Origin of the sequence: Marinomonas sp. BSi20584 (assembly GCF_002792415.1) — a bacterium.
Classification (GTDB): Bacteria; Pseudomonadota; Gammaproteobacteria; order Pseudomonadales; family Marinomonadaceae; genus Marinomonas; species Marinomonas polaris.
In genome coordinates this window covers 59,568-78,638 of record NZ_KZ454890.1, presented here as the reverse complement: position 1 = coordinate 78,638, position 19,071 = coordinate 59,568, and the positions used below count along the sequence as shown (strand labels likewise).

Here is a 19,071-nt window from a genome sequence, read left to right as displayed (position 1 = left end):
AAGATGTGACGGTCACCATTACCGGCAGCAACGACAGTCCTGATATTCAATTGGTTGACGTGACGGGTACGATTACCGAAGGTACAACGCTGACCGACAGTGGTAGCATTACCTTTACTGATGTGGATCTAACCGAGCGCCCAGTGGCAACCGAAGCAACTAAGTCGGTGACGGCTAAAGCGCAAGACGGCACCACGGACCTGACCTTAACGGACGCCCAGAAAGCCGCGATCGAAGCGGCCTTTAGTATCGATAACGTCAGCAGCAACACCAACGATGGCACCGTAAATTGGACCTATAACATCGCAGAAACGAATCTCGACTTCCTTGGTAAAGGGGAAGTGGTGACGGCGGTGTTTACTATTACCGTGACTGACGATGAAGGCGCGACGGCTACGCAAGATGTGACGGTCACCATCACCGGCAGTAATGACGCACCGATCGTATCCGGTACGGTGGCGAATATGTCTGGTACGTCTGGGCAAATATTTACTCCTGTTACCTTGCCGGCAAATTTATTTAGCGATCTTGATGCCAATGACCAGTTGGTATGGAGTATTGAGAACCTGCCAACTGGGTTAGTATTTAACGCGGCGACTCGCACTATATCTGGAACACCGCAGGGTGGTTTTGAAGGAGTAAATACACTACAAGTCGTAGCAACCGATTCTAATGGGGGTCAAGTTAAGGTTCCTGTAACTTTGACTTTGAAACCATCGCCAGTAACTCCGCCAGTTGAGACGAATCCTAATACAACGGCACCGTTACAGCCTCTAGGTGGGGGGGCTGATTTCAATGCTCCAGATGTTGACCCTAATGTTGAATCGCTACCTTCGGGTCTTATAGATTCAGGTGCTGGCGTCAGTGGTTTTGCTGGAGAGGCAGCTGAGGGTGTTGATAATGCCCAGTTGGTTGAATCTGTTGTTCCTGTAGATAGTAATGCTGCAAATACATCTAATGGAGCGATAGTCTCTGAGTCACGAGTGTCTGTTGATGTCGGAGCTAATGGTCAAGTTCGAGTCTCGGAAATCGCGGGCCAATCATCAAATGTTACTGGGTTAACTGTTGCTAGCCTAATTACTCAAACTGATCGAGTGTCTATTTCCTTGGCTGATACTGGAGCAGCTGCAAGTTATAGTGCTACTTTGTCGGACGGTTCGAGTTTACCAAGTTGGGTGGAAGTAAACCCATCGACTGGCGAGGTGACTATGATTCCGCCGGCTGGGCAAGGTAAGATTACTCTTAAGATCAATGCTACGGATGCAGAAGGTAATATTCGTGTTTTAGAAATTGAAGTTGATCTTGAGAATTTGCCAGCCCCTGTTCAAAATGAACTTACAGAGTCAGCTGCTCAAGCTAATGGTGCTATCTTTGTGCCATTAGATGAGCAATTAGCTATTGCGGCTGAACAGTTTGATGAATATGGAAATGATTTGATGAAGTTGTTAGCGTCGTAATTTATGTCTATTGATCAATCAGTTGCGCAGTTACTGCAAATAGAGCAGCAGGTTCGTCGTTGTGAAACCTCGACGGATCTGAGCTTTATTATGGTGAATATGACGCGAACCTTGGTGCCTTACCAGCAAGCAATGTTTTTGTCTGGTAATGAATTGGAAAAATTGAAATTAAAAGCGGTGAGTGATCTTTCTCTTGTCGATCGATCTACACCCTTTAGTGCTTGGCTTGAGCAAGTTTCTGCTTTTGTAAGTGCTTCAAAGATAGGTGTTAAAGCACATACCATAGATACTAAGAGTTGGCCCGCTGAGTTGCTCAATGATCTTAGTGAGTTCTCTCCGCCTTATATGTTGTGGTTGCCTTTGCTTATACCGGCTAAACCTACTCAACGAGTAGGTGTGCTTTTATTAGCTAAGTCCGAACCATGGACAGAGAAAGAAATAGGGCTCTTGCAACATCTAGCATCGAGTTACGCTCATGCAATGCAACTGTTTACTCAACGTTCTGGTTGGCGAGCATGGTTAAGTGGATTAAATTCTAAGAAAGTGAGGCTTGGCGCCCTTATTGCCATCGTTTTGCTTGGATTGGTTCCAGTTCGGTTGACAGTTTTAGCACCTGCAGAAATCATTGCAAAAGAATCTCTTTTGGTTACCTCGGCGATTGCTGGTGCGGTTCGTGAGGTGTTAGTAAAGCCTGGAGATCAAGTTGTCATTGATCAGCCTCTCGTGCAAATGGATAGGACTGAATTTCAAGGGGCTTTTGATGTAGCCCAGCGAGAGTTAGAAAGAACTCAGGCGGAACTAAGAACTGCTGAACAAGCTGGTTATGTGGATCGCAGGAAAAAATCTGAATTGGCTGAGTTGGAATCTCAAGTCGAGTTGAAAACTATTGAGCGCGATTATTTGAAAACTAAGCTATCTCAAACTCAGATTCTTGCGAAGAAGTCAGGTATTGCAATACTGGATGATCCTGAAAAATGGAAGGGCCGCCCAGTTGTTGTGGGAGAGCGTATTTTATCCATAGCGGATCCATCGAAAGTGCAGTTGCAAATAATGCTCCCTGTTGCCGATGCTATTTCTTTAACAAATGGTAATGATGTCACGTTTTACTTAGATACTGATCCTCTAAACCCTATCCCCTTTAGCTTGGATTATTCTTCTTTTGAGCCGAGTTTGACACCTGATCAAGTCATTGCTTATCGTATTGTGGCTGACATTCAGCATGAAGCTCTTCCTCCTCGTATTGGCTTGCGTGGTACGGCAAAACTGTATGGTGAAAAAGTCTCTTTGGCTTATTATTTATTACGTCGCCCCATTACCTTTGTCCGTCAACATTTAGGTATTTAGATGCCTATTGACCTGAATGCACAGCTGCCAAAATTACGTCAGAACTTGTCTTTATTAGTGGCGCCACCTGATGAAGATGGAGAGCCTCGCTGGCAAATTTTTGATCCAGTCAGTAATAAGTTCTTTTACTTGTCTCGTACTGCTTTTTATTTATTTCGAGAATGGCGTCATGTAAGCAGCTCTGTAGAATTACTTTCTCGAATTGAGGCGCGAGGAATTGATGTTGAAGAAGTTGAACTAGAATATTTTTTACGCTTCTTGGAAGGTAACCATCTTTTAGAGGCTCAATCTGAAAATGATGTAACTCGCCTTCGCGGAGAGGCAGCTAAACAAAAAAAACATGTTTTGCTTTGGCTTTTACATAACTATTTGTTCATCAAAATCCCTCTTATTCGTCCCGATTTACTATTGACGCGTTTTTATCCTTTTATAAAACAGTTGTTCAGACTACGTTTGGATAGAGTCGCGCTTGTGTTGGGCTGTATAGGCTTGGTGATAGTGTTGAAGCAGTGGGACACCTTTACCCACACTTTTCAGAATCTGTTTAGTATGTCGGCTATTTTTTATTACATTGCGGCATTGATTTTTGTGAAAACGGCCCATGAATTAGGCCATGCCTTCGTTGCCAAGCGCTATGGCTGTCGGGTGAGTTCAATGGGGATAGCTTTTTTATTGATGACGCCGATTTTGTACACAGATACGACGGATGCTTGGCGGTTAAGGTCGCGGTTTCAGCGCTTGAGTATTGTGATGGCAGGGGTGAAAATTGAAATTTATATCGCCTGTGTTGCTACTTTTTTGTGGGGGATCGTTCCTGATGGTGGCTTTAGGAGTGTGTTGTTTTTTATTGCCACTACCAGTTGGATATCGTCGTTGTTGATCAACACGAGCCCATTTATGCGCTTTGATGGTTATTATGCATTATCCGATTTTTTAGGAATGGAGAATTTACAGCCACGATCTTTTTTAGTGGGTAAGTGGTTTTTGCGTGAGCGATTATTTGGTTTTGGTTTTTTGCCTCCTGAACCGCTTAATCGAAAGAAATGTCTGCTGATGGTCGCTTATGCTTGGAGTACATGGATTTATCGATTCTTTTTATTTTTGGGTATCGCCGCCTTAGTTTATTATTTTGCGTTCAAGATATTAGGCATTGTACTTTTTTTGGTGGAAATTATTTGGTTTGTACTGCTTCCTATTGTTAAAGAAATAAAGGTTTGGGTGAGTCTGAGAGAAAAAATGTCGTTAAACCGTACTAGTGTGATGACTTTATTGTTTTTTTTATTGGCTTTGGCTGCATTAGTATTACCTTGGAAAAGCCAAATAAGTGCGCCTGCTGTTGCTACTTTTGAGCGACATCAGACTTTTTATCCTAGTGAATCGAGTCGAGTTGTTTCGTGGCAAGTGACTCCAAACGAAAAGGTTAAAAGAGGACAATTACTGATTTTATTAGAATCACCCGATGTAGAGCAGCAAATTCGATTAACGCAGATTAAGCTCGATGCGTTGCAAACTCGTTGGCAACGGGCGAGCTCTGGGGCAGTCGAATTAGACTCAGTATTTACTTTACAAACGCAATTGTCACGGGAGCAGTCTCGCCTTCAATCTTTACTTGAACGTCGAGAAAAACTAGCGATCAAAGCACCTTACGATGGTTATATTGGCGAATGGTTATCGCTAACAGAAGGTGATTATGTAAATCGTCAATCTCCTTTAGCAACCTTGTATGATGATGAAAGTTTAGTGGTCAAAGCCTATATTGAAGGGCGTATCGTGCCGCTATTGAAAGAAGGTAGTAAGGTAGATTTTATTGGTAACGATGGTGAGATATTGTCTGCGCAACTTCTCATAGACAAAGTGTTACCTACTGCCATTAAGAGTCTCAATTATCCAGGTCTTGGATCCACTTATGGTGGTGCAATTGCGACCCAGAAGTTAGAAGATCAATTAATTCCTGAAGAGGCGACTTATGAAGTGCAGCTGAAATTGATTGGCGAAGTACCATTGATGCGGCAGCAATTTGGTAAGGTTAACTTAGCTATTGAGCCCCATAGTTTACTGATAGATGGTTTACGGCGTATCTACGGTGTGTTTATTAGAGAGTCAGGCTTTTAGTCGCAACCTAGAGATTATTTTAACGTATTTAGTAATGGCAGTTTAATGGCGCAGTTTAATAATACTAATTCAGCATGGTCAGCTGAAAAAGTTGATATCGTAATAAAAAGTTTAGCGAATTTACGTTTATTAGCCGACTTAGATTTAGTTCCTCGTTACCCGCATTTTGGTGATAAAACCTATCCTTTAGGGCGCTGTAAAGAGATCCGTGATGCGGTGTTTGTGTTGCTTCAAGAGAAGCTTCCACAATCAACAGATCCGGGGCTTGTATTAATACGCGATATGTTATCTAAAGGAACGATGCTTAAAAAAGTATGGGGCTCTCTTCGTGATGAATATTTTCAGAATGCCATGGTATTAGGTGATTGGTATTTGGATGTTTCAAACGATACGGTGAATCCGAATAAACCAAGAGTAGAGGTTCTTCCGCTTATCGAGTCACAATTTTACAATATTGCAAGCTTCGAGCAATTCGTCAAAATAGCTAGATCCTACTGGAATGTTGAAGTATATAGAAATGACATATGTCCAGCACTAGCGCCTTTTATGCCGCTTATTTATGTTAATGAAAAAGGCGTTAGTTGGATGGGAGAGGCCAATGATGACATGTTGTCTATGGTGATGAAAAGCCAATTCTTTTCAGCAAAAAGTATTTTGTCTCATCTTTCTACGCCCCCTGAAGCGATAGTTAATAAGTGGCAAAATGCCTTGTCGCAGTTGAAACACAATAGTTTTATACATACGCAAGGAGACTCTCTGGCCTTTTGTGAGGAGTATCGAGTAAAACAATATCACCTTGATTCTATTTTTCGTGATCGTGTTGTCATGGCTTTTTTAGAGTTACCAAGAGGTCTTTAGGGTAGATCAAGGCTTTGCTTGTTGTATGGAGAACGCGTTATGCATAACAGTGAGAAAGAGAAAATAGAGCTTGAGCATCAGGCGGCTAAGCTTTTTATGCGTTGTTATGAGCGTAATACGGGTAAGCATATTCGACACATTTGGCATAATGATCCAATTCGCCCCGATGTATCCTGTATGTTGGAGGGTGAGCGATTAGATTTAGAAATTGCTCATCTTTATGGATCAGAAGAAGAGGCGATGGAGATTCTTGGACGAGATCTTACCCCAATTACGCGTAATGTTTTGCGGTCACTGAAAGAAGAGCCTGCTGACGAGCGATTACTGAGATCCTTGAATAAAATTTTAGAAAATAAGTCTAGTAAGCAATACGATTCAAAAAGGGTGTGGTTAGTTATTCGAAATACCCATCCAGCGTGGAGCCAAGCCGATATTAAAGCGCTTGAGCATCTTATTACTATACCCGTTCCTCATGCTTTTGAGAAGGTTTGGATTCTCGGTGATATAGAGGGGAAAAGCGGCATTGTTCGACTTTATCCCTAGAGCTATTGCTGGTCTTGGTTGCTATTATATATCTTGATTTTTCTTCTGTTCTTCGGCTCTTTTTTTAGCAAGATTGTTTAGTCGTATTTGTTCTGCTTTGTATTTTTTAAGGATAATGAGTCCAACGATTAATGCGGCGCAGAAAAAAATAATAGCGAAAGCGCCAAGCGCGACAGTGGCAAGAGAGTGCATAATATTTGTGCTCAACATTTGTGCTAAATGGAAAAAACAATTGCGGTGATTATATAAAAAAACGGCCACTTTTACAGGTAAGTAAAGTGGCCGTTTTGGTTTTTTGCTAGGCGAGCTTCGGCTTTATCGTTGGTGAACGCATTTGCCGGCGGAGTAAGTTGCTTGAATCGCGCGGTCGTCACCAATGGTCATGAAGACGAATAGGCTTTCTTCGATGTTTTTGGATAACGCTAAGCGAGACTCAAGTAACGGCGTGCCTTTTTTGTCGAGGATGACAAAGTCTGCTTCGCTACCTACAGCTAAGTTACCAATTTTATCTTCTAAACGAAGCGCTCTTGCACCACCTAAAGTAGATAAATACAGGGATTTGATTGGGTTGAGGTTCTCGTTTTGCAGCTGAATCACCTTGTAGGCTTCGTTCATGGTTTGCAGCATGGAGAAGCTAGTGCCGCCACCCACATCTGTGCCAAGACCAACGTTGACCTTATGCTCTTCCGCCTTATTAAGTTTGAATAAACCGCTACCGATAAACAGGTTAGACGTTGGGCAGAAAGAAATTGCTGAGCCGGTTTCGTGTAATCGGTGGTATTCACTATCACAAAGGTGGATGCCGTGAGCAAATACAGAGCGCTCGCTCAGCAGCTTGTGCTGGTCATACACGTCTAAGTAGTTGGTGCTTGCAGGGAATAGGTCTTTTACCCATGCACACTCATCTTTGTTTTCAGATAAGTGAGTATGCATATAAACATCATCGTATTCGCTTAGCAGCTTACCGGCTAATTGTAACTGCTCGTCTGAACTGGTCGGTGCGAAACGAGGCGTGATAGCGTAATGCAAACGGCCTTTATTGTGCCAAGTATCGATAAGCTCTTTGCTTTCTTGATAGCTGCTTTCTGGTGTATCTGTAAGGTAATCAGGCGCGTTGCGATCCATCATTACTTTGCCGCAAATCATGCGTAAGTTATGGACTTCGCTGGCTTCGAAGAAAGCTTCGACAGATACTTTATGGACCGTGCCGAATACCAAAGCGGTGGTCGTGCCATTGCGTAAAAGTTCTTTCAGAAAGCGGTCTGCCACATTGCGAGCATGAGCTTTGTCGCCAAATTTACCTTCTTCAGGAAAGGTATAGGTATTTAACCAAGTTAATAGTTGTTCACCGTATGAGCCGATCATATCAGTTTGTGGGTAATGGATGTGAGTATCGATAAAGCCTGGTGTGATAATGGTATCAGGGTGATGCTCAATTAGGGTGTTATCTGGTAGTGTTGGTAGTAGATCGACTGCGTTACCAAGGGCGTAAATTTTATCGTCTTGAATGACTAGCAAGCCATCTTCAAAGTATTCATATGCAGCATCAATGCCTACGTCTTTGGGATCTGCGATGCAGTGAACAATGGCGGAGCGCCACGCTTTCAAATGGCTCATATGTTTCTCTTGTGTGTCGTCTAAAATGATTTTAAATATAAAGTTTGACCGAATGGTTATACTTTATCAGGTCTTTTTCGTACTTTCATTAAACCTTATATTTTGATTTAAGAAATAGTCCAATTATTAGCCTTACTAGGATGGCTAAAATGACACCGAAAGCATCAGCGTAGAAATCTAACCATTCCGCATAGCGGTTTACATAAGGCTGAATCAGTTCAATTGCGCCGCCTAAAAATATTATAAACATAGACAGCAAGAGAAAGCGTTTCATTGGGCCAAACGCGCATAGAAGCGCCCAACCACCGAAGCCAATAACATGATGCGTTTTATCAGTGCCAGGCACTGACGGAAGGATATCTGCAGGAGTTAATGTGGCTAGGCAGATAATAAGTGCGCCTAAAACAAAACCGACAGCTTGCGCTGTCGGTGAGGTGAGCCTTTTGATCATCGTAAAATGCGCGCTCGAATGTTTTTGCCTTTGATCTTTTTGTTTTCGAACTCTTTGACAACGGTTTTAGCAACTTCGTTGTCGACTGATACGTAAGCATGAAAATCAAAAATATCGATTTTGCCAACTTGTGATTTATCCAATCCAAGGCCAGCGGTTAATGCACCAAGTATGTCGCCTGGGCGAAGCTTGTTTTTACGGCCTGCATCAAAAGAGATGGTGGTTTTTTGCGGAATTAAGCGATAGTGAGGATCAATCGCTTCAAGTTCAATAAAATTCGCGGTGATATTAAAGCGTGTTTCAATATCACGAACTTTATAATCGTCTTTTGATGTCACAAGATTAACTGCAATACCTGCGGCACCCGCGCGGCCAGTTCGGCCAATACGATGTGTATGGACATCGGTGTCGCGTGTGGTGTCATAGTTCACAATGAGGTCAATTTCTTTTACATCAATTCCGCGAGCCGCCACATCGGTAGCCACTAATACACAACTACTTTGGTTGCTGAAACGCACGAGTACTTGATCGCGTTGTCTTTGTTCTAGATCCCCATGAATGGCTTGAGCGGCAACTTTGTGTTCAGCTAACCAGTCTGCGACCACTTGTGATTCTGCTTTTGTATTACAAAATACAATCGCTTGACGAGGTTCAAAATGTTGCAATGTCGCCAATAAGGTTTCGCATTTGTCTTTATTTTCGCTACGAACAAAAAACTGTTCTATATTAGGTTTAAGATCTTCTTGTGCTTCTACCTTGATACTAATTGGCGTGTTCTGAAATTCCTTGCTGATCGCTTCAATACCATCGCCATAGGTAGCTGAAAAAAGCAGTGTTTGGCGGTTGCTTGGCGTTAGGTCAACTACTTCACGGATGCTATCGACGAAGCCCATATCCAACATGCGGTCAGCTTCATCTAATACTAGCGTGTTTAGTGCATTGAGTTTAAGCGTACCTTTGCGAAGGTGCTCCATTAGACGGCCAGGCGTACCCACAACGATATGAGCACCATGTTCCAAAGAGCCTATCTGCGGACCAAATGGCATACCGCCACATAAACTCAGTACTTTAATGTTGTCTTGATAGCGTGCCACTTTACGAATTTCTTTTGAGACTTGATCTGCTAATTCGCGAGTGGGGCACATTACGAGAGCTTGAACGCCAAAAAAGCGCGGATTAATTTTGAGTAAAAGAGCAATTGAAAAAGCTAGGGTTTTACCACTACCAGTTTGTGCCTGCGCAAGGATGTCTTTGCCTTCAATCATAGGTGGCAAACTTTGTTCTTGGATTGGGGTGAAGGTGGTGAACCCCATATCCGAAAGCAAAGTGGTTAGCTTAGTTGGAAGAAGGTTGTTTAGAGCGTGTTGAAATGTGGTCACAAAAGGCCTGTCTAGTTGAGTCAATAATAGAGGCAGGATACCAGAAAATCGTCATGAATACTTTTCTTAACCATTTATTCCGTGCCGCTTATATTGTTTTTAGGTAAAGTGGGTTGTTGTTATGGATGCAGTGATTTATAGCGGCCTTTTTGTTGGGAAAACATCGATGGGTAAACAATGATTTCTTTAAGAAACCATGTGAAAAATGAAAAGATGCATTACGTCGTTTTTTGTTTTGTTTTTTTATGTGGAATGGCTACGAGCCTTGCTATTTATTTGGAAGAGCGTAAGCATGTTTACAGTGATCAAAAAGCTGTAGGGGAACTCTTTACTGAAAAATTAAATGATAGTTTGACGCAATATATAACGGAAGTATCTTCCGCTGCTGCTCTTATCGAGTCTAGCAAAGGAGAGGTGTCTGCTGGCTATTTTTCGCGTTTTGCTCAGAGAGTTATCACTACTCAAGGCATTAATTTATATTTTGCTCAGTACGTACCTGCAAGTAAAAAAAACGAATACGAAATGCAGAAACGTATTTTGTTAGGTAATTATAATTTTAGAATTTATCCCGATGGTAATAGGTCAGAATACATGCCCTTGGCGTTAGGGTATCCAGATAAATTTACCTATGGTTATGACATTTTATCTTCGCAATACCGGAATCTTAGTTCGGTTATTCAGGCTCGTAATTCCTCTTCTGTCACTTTGTCCGAGCCGACACTTTCGCCTTTTTCTGATTCTAGTCTGAGTACGGCTGCCGATACTTTCATTATAAGAAAGCCAATTTACTTATCTGTTGATGCGCGTTCTTATAAGTTAACAGACGATATTGGTTTTCATGGAATAGTCGGTGCATTTTTTAGAGTAGATAGCCTGTTTAAAGAGGTTAATTCCTTGGTTAACCACGATCTCTATTACCGACTTGCCGATGTTTCTTCAGATAGAGAGCTTTGGTTTGTCGACACGGCTGAACCTTCATCATGGGAAGGTGTAAGTTTTGATACTCACTATCTTTCTATTGCTGGACGTAAATGGCGAATTGATACCCGTTATAATGAAAACATTATTACTCGAATACATTGGTTTTTAGTTACTGTTCCCTTATTTGTATTTGGTTTTTTGGCGCTATTTTTAGCCTATTATTCACGTAAATTGTCCTTAACTTATTTCTCTATGCTTGATTCAATCAATAAACGTATCGAGATTGACGAGCTGACCGGGTTGTTAAGTCGTTATCAAATACAGCTCGAACTAAATGAATTAATCGTAACCTGTCAGAAAGAAGAAAAGCAGTTAGCTGCGTTTATTTTGGATTTGGACCACTTTAAAACCATTAATGATGCTTTTGGTCATGAATTGGGGGATAAATTACTGGTAAAAGTGTCTAAGCGATTAGCGTCTATTTTACCTGATGACGCCGTTATTGGTTACTTGGGGGGCGATGCTTTTCTAGTGCTGGTTGTGCAGTCTGATGGTCAGGATATGCCTGCGCTAGATGTCTTAGCGAAAGATTGGATACAAAAAGTGAGTCAGAGCTATTTTGTAGAAGGACTAACGCTTGATATTGGCTGCTCTATTGGTGTCGCTTTGTATCCTGAGTTTGGTAAGGATGCAGTCACTTTGATTAAAAATGCCGATATGGCCGTGTACCAAGCTAAAACAGCGGGGCGTGCTACCTATCATTTTTACGATGGCGATATGGGGCGTCGGTTTGCGCGCAATGTACGAATTGAAACCCGGCTACGCCTAGCGTTGCAGAACGGGAATTTAGAGCTTCACTTTCAGCCTAAAGTAGACCTTACGACAGAGCGTTGCGTAGGTATGGAGGCCTTGTTACGTTGGAATGATGAGGAGCTTGGGATGGTTTCGCCTGCAGAATTTGTTCCTATTGCTGAGCAAACGGGCATTATTTTACCTCTTGGGGATTGGGTCTTCGAACAAGCTTTTCGTCATATATTAGAATGGCAAGCGCAAGGTATTACAGTGCCACCTATCGCTATTAACTGCTCTGCTGCTCAGCTTAAAAGAATCGATTTTTTACCTAAGCTATTGGCGCTATTGGATAAATATCAGATCGATCCGAGTCTTTTAGAAATTGAAGTAACTGAATCAATCTTGATCGAAGATGCGGAAAGGTGTGCCGAGCTTTTGCGTCAACTTAGTCGTCTTGGAATGAGGCTGGCCATTGATGATTTTGGTACAGGTTATTCTAGTTTAAGTTACTTGAAAGATTTGCCGTTTCATTATGTTAAAATAGATCAAGTTTTTATTCGTAATATTATCGAGGACAAAAAACACGCAGCGTTGACTCATGCGATAATTAGTTTGAGCCATGATTTAGGGCTTAAAGTGATCGCAGAAGGTATTACTGATATCCATCAGCTAATAATGTTGCAAGATTTTGGCTGTGATATTGGTCAAGGTTACTTATTCAGTAAGGCGTTAGGGGCAAACTCCATGGGGAGTGACCCCATGATAGTGGCGCTTAATGAACAGAGCTCTGAGGATTAATTCGTTAAAATTTAAGAACTTTCTCCTTTTTCACAATTTATGAGACGGCAAGTTTATCGCGTTAAAGAGGGCTGTTACGAGCTATCTTGTCTTTAAGGGCTTCCCAAAATTGGGTTAGATTTGGGTTTTGATTGAACTTAGATCGATACATGCGTATTTCAAGCGGGATATTCCAATTTTCCTCACCTGCTAAAGCGACTTTTCCATAGTTTAATGTGTCTAACATTAAGCGTTTTGGAATCCAGCCAATACCGTAACCTTCTTTCACCATGGCTTTAATACTGACTGAGTGATAGTTCTCAGAGATCGTTTGCAGTTGCGGAATCTCTCTTTGTCTTTGCAAATGGTGATGAATAACCGGCTGTAAGAACGAATTCTCGTAATAGCCAATATAGGGTAATGGTTTACGTTTAGCGCCTGGGAGCGTGAACTTAGGTTCGCCTGTGGCGTTGGTTGCGCTACATGGAATTAGGGTTTCTTCAGCAATCACAAGATGCTCATATTGCTCATCATCAAGGGCGCGAATGAAGTTAATAGCAGGATGCCAATAGCAAAGCATTATGTCGCATTGCTGATCCATCAGAGAGTTAACAAAGTCTATACCTAGCCAAGAGCTAGATTTCATATTGATATCTAGATCCATATCGATGCTTTGACAAAACGGCTCGATGACTTCTTTATAAAAGCTGAGAAACAGAGTTTGCGTGGTCACGAAACGTATTTGTGATTCTTCTTGTTTGCGAATTTCTTGGCACCGCTCTTTGGCGTCTCTAAGCTGCCTAGTAATTAATTCAGCACTTTGAAGAAATACCTCACCTGCGGGCGTTAAAGATAAAGGCAGGGTGTTGCGGTCTATTAAAGTAACGCGCATTTCTTCTTCAAGTAATTTTATGCGTCGACTAAAAGTCGGTTGCGTGACATTTTGCTCGTCTGCAGCACGTGAAAAGTGACGTGTCTTCGCTAGGGCAATAAAGTCCTCAAGCCATCTTATTTCCATGGGGCCTCCTGACGAGCAGAAGCTGTAAAAGACGTGATAAACAAGAGAGGGATCATAGTCGGCCCTCCTCAATAGCGTGACAAGCCACACTACTGCCATCACTTTGCAGTGTCATAGCGGGAGACGCTTCATAGCAGCGCTGATTTGCATAAGGGCAGCGCGCCTGAAAAACACAGCCAATTGGTTTTTCTGTTGGTGTTGGGACTTCACCTATTAATCGAATCGGTTGCGCGGTATTACTGTCTAGTCTTGGGATAGCGGATAACAAGGCTTGGGTATAAGGATGTTTTGGAGCGCTAAATAATGTTCCTGTAGGCGCAAGCTCACAGATTCGTCCCAAATACATTACCGCTACTCTGGTAGCAAAATGTTCGACAACCGCTAAGTCATGAGTAATGAAAAGATAGCTAAGGTTGCGTTCTTCTTGTTTGTCCATCATTAGGTTCAGTACTTGTGCTTGTACTGATACATCCAGTGCTGATAACGGCTCATCAGCGACAATAAAGTCGGGTTCAACCGACAGAGCGCGAGCTAAACTGATTCGTTGACGTTGACCACCTGAGAATTCATGAGGGTAACGGTCTGAACTCGAAGCAGAAATACCGACAGACTCTAAAAGCTCATCAATTTTCTCATCCACTTGAGATTGCGAAAACTGTGGGTTATGGAAGGAAATTGGCTCACTTAATGTTTGATAAACCGTCATTCGAGGATTTAGAGACGCATAAGGGTTTTGGAAAACCATCTGCATACGACGTCGGAAAAACATGCGCTGACGGTTATTTAATTGATCGATACGTTGATCAAGGTAATGTATTTCACCCGCACTTGGTGTTGTAAGTCCCATAATGGCGCGTGCTAGGGTGGATTTTCCACAGCCAGTTTCACCCACAACACACAATGTCTCGCCTTGGTTTATTGTAAGGTTAACGCCATTGAGCGCATGAATGCTGTCTTTATGTCTTGTAAGTTTGCCGTGACGGAATCGCCATTGGCTAAGCCAACTTTCATTTGACGTAAACGCTTTTTCTAAGCCGCTAATTTGAATAAGAGGAGTTGCCATTAGCTTGCCTCCTTATCTTTATCAGCGAACTCATTAAGCATATCTTCGACCAAAAAGCAGGCAACGCTAGACACACCACTGTAAATAAAGCGGGGTTGTTCTTGTCGGCATTTTTGTGTGGCGTAAGGGTAGCGTGGATGGAATGCGCAACCTGATGGCCGCTCCGCGAGCGAGGGCATGCTGCCTCGGATTTGGTTTAGGCGCTGGCCCGGCAGTGTCATTTGTGGTAAGGCATTCAGTAATCCTTGAGTATAAGGATGCTGAGGATCGTTGATGATCTCTAATGTAGGGCCTTCTTCGACAACATGACCGGCATACATGACTAAGGTGCGTTCGGCGACTTTAGAAACTACACCAAGATCATGGCTAATTAGCACAAGAGCAACACCATTGTCTCGGCAGATGGCCAGTAGAAGTTGCAGTATCTCCGCTTGGATCGTTACATCCAGAGCGGTAGTGGGTTCGTCCGCAATAATAATGTCTGGATTGAGCAACAAGACGGAAGCGATGATAACCCTTTGTCTCATGCCGCCAGACAATTCATGTGGATACTGGTCGAAACGTTTTTCTGGTGATGCAATTTGCACATGATGTAACTTTTCAATGGCAATGTTACGGGCATCTTTATAAGAAATTTTAGTATGGCTGCGGATGGTTTCGACCAACTGATCGCCGATAGTCAGCACAGGATTTAGTGTCATCATAGGGTCTTGGAAAATCATGGCGATGCGTTTGCCACGAACTTCTTGCAGCTGACGCAAATTCATCTTGGTAATTTCTTTGTTTTCTAACTTGATCGAGCCAGATTTTATATAACCTGGCTTGCCAATGAGATTTACAATAGAGAATCCTAGAACCGATTTTCCTGCACCTGATTCACCAACAATAGCAATTCGTTCACCACGATTTAAAGTGAAGCTTACGTCAATAAGAGCTGCGAGTTCTTGTTCTTTCATGTGAAAGTTGACGTGTAGGTGGCTGACGCTTAGTAAATTCATGCGAGACCTTTGCACGACTGCTGTGCTTGCCAATACTGTGTTAATAAAAGTCTCATATTAATCTTTATACGTCCTTGGATTTAGATGATCGCGCAACCAATCGCCAAGTAAATTCATGGCTAAAATTAAAATAATCAGTGTGACGCTTGGGATGACACAAATCCACCAAGAGCCTGAAAACATATAGGCAAACCCTGCTGAGATGAGCGAGCCAAGAGACGGCTCTGTCGCTGGCATGCCGAGACCTAAAAAGGACAAGGCTGCTTCGGCAACAATAGCGTTTGCAATTTGAACAGTGAAAATCACTAAGATTGGTGAAAGAGTGTTCGGTAGAATATGGCGAAACATAATACGCTTTGAGCTAATGCCCATAATTCTAGCGGCATCTACATATTCTTTTTGCTTTTCAGCAAGCACTGATGCACGAATGGTTCGGGCAAAGAGCGGCCATTCTGTTAAACCAATGACTAGAATCAGGATGACCATTGCGAGTTGCTGATATCGAGCCATACCAAATAAGGATTGGAAGATCGCTAGGAAAACAATTGCGACCATCATATTTGAAAAAGACAATTGAATATCAGCGCAGCGCATCAAAAAGTTGTCAATGCGACCACCTAAATAACCAGCCATTAAACCGATGCAAATACCTAGTGTAACTTGAATTAAAACAGCACAGATACCTATGGTAAGAGAGAGTCGTGTGCCATATAAAATAACTGACAGTAAATCTCGACCTTGTGCATCCGTGCCTAATAGAAAACGATTGTCACCACTTATCCAGCTGGGAGCAATTTCCGCATTCATCAAATCCATAAATGCCGGATCGACGATATCGAAAGGTGCAACCAAAGGCGCGAGTAGGGCGACTAGGCAATAGAATAGAAATATGATTAGGGCCAGCATTGCGAGTTTGTCGCCCACAAAACCTGACACAATATGGCTCCAACGATTGCCTGAAGTGGGATGGAGAAGGTCTTTTTTAATGTACTTCATAGTCCATGACTCGCTAAGCGTACCGTCGGGTTAACCAATCCATAGATCAAATCTACAAAGGTATTGGTAATAACAAAGATACCACCAACGACAATTAAGTACGCAGAAACAAGTGGAGTATCGACTCGGCTAACCGCGTCCATAAACAAAAATCCCATGCCTGGCCACTGAAAAATGGTTTCGGTCAAAATGGTGTAAGCCACTAAGGTTCCTGCTTGGATCCCTCCCACTGTTATGACGGGTAACATGGTATTTTTTAATGCATGCTTAAAATAGATACGGCGTGCAGATAGGCCTTTTGACCAAGCGAAGCGTATATATTCGGACTGCAAGACTTCCATCATTTCTGCACGTATTAAGCGAACAAAAATAGGCATCAAAGCAATTGCCAGCGTCAAACTAGGAAGAAGTAAATGTTTTAAACCATCTTTTGTAAAAAGCCCACTTTCCCATAAGCCGAATATTTCTACCGTCTGGCCTCGCCCAAAACTGGGTGCCATATTCAATTCGATGGAAAATATGTACACCATTAGAATAGCAACAATAAAAATAGGGACAGAGAGACCGATGGAGCTGATGATCATTAGTAAGCGAGAAAGTATGTGTTTGGGTTTTATTGCGGCTAAAACACCACAAGGTGTCGCAACAAGAATAACCAGTAAAATAGAGCAAAAAGCTAATTCTAAAGTGGCAGGAAGTTTTTCAAGAATTACGTCAAGAGCGGGCTCTTTATAGTAGTACGAGGTACCTAAGTCACCATGGATTGCGCCTTCTGCAAAGCGCCAATACTGAAGGAAAAAACCATCATTTAGTCCTAGTTCGTTACGAATTTGATTGCGTTCGTCCTGAGATACTGACATGCCAACCATTTGCTGAACTGGATCACCTAGCTTATCTTGTATAGCGAAGCTGATAAGACTAATGATGATCATAACAAAGCACGCTTGCATGACGCGTCGGAGTAGGAAAATCAGCATGGGGCGATTAGATCCCCACTCGTCATTGACATGATGTTCTCTTGATGAAAGCCCGTTGAGAGACTGGTGTATTCACTATTCTTCAATGAATAGATCTCCTATATGGGGATAATTTTGATCGTTGACTATATCTTGTATTTTGACGTTATCTTTGGCTGCCCAAGTCAGAGATTGCCAATATAATGGCACAATTGCCGCGTCATTATATAAGGTTCGTTCTATCTGTTGCATAAGACGCAGGCGCCTTTCAGGGTTCATCTCCCGATTTGCCTGACGGATATCATCGTCAATATAGGATCGACAATATTCGCTAGCATTATAAGCGCCCATTCCGGTTTTGGCATCGGGGCAAGCGATAATAAACTCAAATAAATTGTTTGAATCCATTGTATCTGACTGCCAACCTAGCATCATCATATCTGCACTGCGATTATCGAACTCTTTAAAATATTGAGCTTTAGGTAGGGTTTTTAAATCGACTGTGATGTTGATTCTAGACAGCATTGCGGTAATGGCTTGAGCAACCTTTTCGTCATTCATATAGCGATTGTTTGGCGCCATCATGCTGATGCGGAAGCCTTTTTCGTATCCCGCTTCCTTCATGAGTTCTAGTGCTTTTGTTAAATCATACTCAGGTTCTAAATTATTGATATGCCCTAGAAAGCGGTCGGGGCTTAATTGGCCAGCAGGTATGGCATAGCCTTTTAAAATTTTGTCGACGATTAGTGATTGATTAACTGCTAAGTTAATGGCTTTTCTAACTCTGATGTCTTGGAATTCTTTGCGTCGTTGCTGATTCATGTGAAGTAATAAAATACGCGTACTGTGTAGCGTAACCAACTGAATGCCTTTGATTTTTTTTGTCCGTTCAATATCAATTGGTGAGACAGGGAAAATAAAGTCTACGTCGCCAGATAGGAGGGCGGCTAATCTTGTCGAGTCGGCACGAATTGGTGTGAGTATGACTTTATCGATGTTGCCAACGGAATTTGTATCCCAATAGTTGGGGTTGCGTTTTAGTTCCATACGACTGCCTAACTCTCGTTCCGTCAGAATAAAAGGTCCTGTTCCAGATACATTCCGAGATGCGAATGTTTCACCATACTTAATGATTTGGTCTTGGTTTTGGTAGAAGGCTTTATCCATTGGAAAAACATACGTCATTATGTTGAGTAGTAATGGATTGGTGTAGGTTGAGTGGACATCAACTGTGTATTCATCGACCATGGAAGCGGATTTTATAGTGTCAAACATGGCGCGAAAATCAGGAGATTTTTTTAATCGCTCAATAGTGTAAATCACGTCTTTTGCCGTGAACGGGTTACCTGTACGAAAAGTGACGTCGTGACGAAGGTGAAAACGCATGGTTAGGTTGTCAATTCGCTCCCACTTAGTCGCTAAGCGATGCTCAAACTGGCCATTTTGTTTCCAGCGTAATAAAGGATCAAAAACAAGATGAGAAAACTGTAGTGTACCTTCCGACAGTTGCTCATGTGGGTCTAATGATATTGGGTCTGCATCAAAGGCCATTCTTAGTGTCGTTGCTGTTGCCTTATTCCAGAAGAGTAGAGCCAAACAGCAGACTATAATAACCTTTTTCTTCATTATTTCAGGTCTCATTGTTGAGTGTGACTTGTAGGGTATGATTTTTTGCGTTTATAAATCTTGACCATTCGGACGACCCTGCATTTTTACAAAAAAATGAGTAAAAAGACAGCAAGACTAATGATTTTAAGCACAATTAAAGTTGAATTATGTTTTATTTAAA

Annotated in this window: 15 protein-coding genes; 6 read left to right on the top strand and 9 right to left on the bottom strand. The window is 42.2% G+C overall.

What is annotated here, in order from left to right; genetic code table 11:
• The 5 genes from TY87_RS18195 to TY87_RS18175 form a co-directional block, all read left to right on the top strand.
• Positions 1–1,457, top strand: a 1,457-nt coding sequence (locus TY87_RS18195; RefSeq protein ID WP_198432133.1) for a putative Ig domain-containing protein, incomplete at its 5' end; no start/stop codon positions are given.
• Between the two features lie 3 nt (positions 1,458–1,460).
• Positions 1,461–2,801, top strand: coding sequence for an efflux RND transporter periplasmic adaptor subunit (locus TY87_RS18190; protein WP_100188163.1), 1,341 nt, complete (start codon positions 1,461–1,463; stop codon positions 2,799–2,801).
• Positions 2,802–4,913 carry a site-2 protease family protein gene (locus TY87_RS18185; RefSeq protein WP_100188162.1) on the top strand — a complete coding sequence of 704 codons (2,112 nt, stop codon included), beginning with the start codon at positions 2,802–2,804 and terminating at the stop codon, positions 4,911–4,913.
• 45 nt (positions 4,914–4,958) lie between these two features.
• Positions 4,959–5,771, top strand: coding sequence for a hypothetical protein (locus TY87_RS18180; RefSeq protein ID WP_100188161.1), 813 nt, complete (start codon positions 4,959–4,961; stop codon positions 5,769–5,771).
• Between the two features lie 39 nt (positions 5,772–5,810).
• Positions 5,811–6,314 (top strand): hypothetical protein, encoded by a 504-nt coding sequence (locus tag TY87_RS18175; RefSeq protein ID WP_100188160.1) that lies wholly within the window; start codon positions 5,811–5,813, stop codon positions 6,312–6,314.
• Positions 6,315–6,629: 315 nt separating this feature from the next.
• Here TY87_RS18175 and guaD read toward each other — a convergent pair whose 3' ends face one another.
• From guaD to dbpA, 3 genes are all read right to left on the bottom strand, one after another.
• A complete protein-coding gene (gene guaD, locus TY87_RS18170) occupies positions 6,630–7,931 on the bottom strand; it encodes a guanine deaminase (protein WP_100188159.1) in 1,302 nt (433 codons plus the stop codon).
• Positions 7,932–8,019: 88 nt separating this feature from the next.
• On the bottom strand, positions 8,020–8,382 hold the full coding sequence (locus tag TY87_RS18165) for a VanZ family protein (RefSeq protein ID WP_100188158.1): 363 nt from the start codon (positions 8,380–8,382) through the stop codon (positions 8,020–8,022).
• Positions 8,379–9,761, bottom strand: a complete 1,383-nt coding sequence (gene dbpA / locus TY87_RS18160; RefSeq protein ID WP_100188157.1) for an ATP-dependent RNA helicase DbpA — start codon at positions 9,759–9,761, stop codon at positions 8,379–8,381. The genes TY87_RS18165 and dbpA overlap by 4 nt, the downstream gene beginning before the upstream one ends.
• A gap of 198 nt (positions 9,762–9,959) precedes the next feature.
• Between dbpA and TY87_RS18155 the strand changes: the two genes are divergently transcribed.
• The gene (locus TY87_RS18155; protein ID WP_198432132.1) at positions 9,960–12,272 is read left to right on the top strand and encodes a bifunctional diguanylate cyclase/phosphodiesterase; all 2,313 of its coding nucleotides are present in this window, start codon (positions 9,960–9,962) and stop codon (positions 12,270–12,272) included.
• 61 nt (positions 12,273–12,333) lie between these two features.
• Here the strand turns inward: TY87_RS18155 and TY87_RS18150 are convergent, their stop codons facing one another.
• The 6 genes from TY87_RS18150 to TY87_RS18125 form a co-directional block, all read right to left on the bottom strand.
• Positions 12,334–13,269: a LysR family transcriptional regulator gene (locus TY87_RS18150; RefSeq protein WP_072837992.1), complete on the bottom strand. Its 936-nt coding sequence runs from the start codon at positions 13,267–13,269 to the stop codon at positions 12,334–12,336.
• 52 nt (positions 13,270–13,321) lie between these two features.
• Positions 13,322–14,332, bottom strand: coding sequence for an ABC transporter ATP-binding protein (locus TY87_RS18145; protein WP_012069391.1), 1,011 nt, complete (start codon positions 14,330–14,332; stop codon positions 13,322–13,324).
• Positions 14,332–15,330 (bottom strand): ABC transporter ATP-binding protein, encoded by a 999-nt coding sequence (locus tag TY87_RS18140; protein WP_100188155.1) that lies wholly within the window; start codon positions 15,328–15,330, stop codon positions 14,332–14,334. Before TY87_RS18140 ends, TY87_RS18145 begins: the two co-directional genes overlap by 1 nt.
• Before the next feature lie 57 nt (positions 15,331–15,387).
• Positions 15,388–16,326, bottom strand: coding sequence for an ABC transporter permease (locus TY87_RS18135; RefSeq protein ID WP_100188154.1), 939 nt, complete (start codon positions 16,324–16,326; stop codon positions 15,388–15,390).
• The gene (locus TY87_RS18130) at positions 16,323–17,303 is read right to left on the bottom strand and encodes an ABC transporter permease (protein WP_072837994.1); all 981 of its coding nucleotides are present in this window, start codon (positions 17,301–17,303) and stop codon (positions 16,323–16,325) included. The genes TY87_RS18135 and TY87_RS18130 overlap by 4 nt, the downstream gene beginning before the upstream one ends.
• 75 nt (positions 17,304–17,378) lie before the next feature.
• Positions 17,379–18,908 (bottom strand): ABC transporter substrate-binding protein, encoded by a 1,530-nt coding sequence (locus TY87_RS18125; protein WP_100188153.1) that lies wholly within the window; start codon positions 18,906–18,908, stop codon positions 17,379–17,381.
• Between the last annotated feature and the right edge of the window lie 163 nt (positions 18,909–19,071).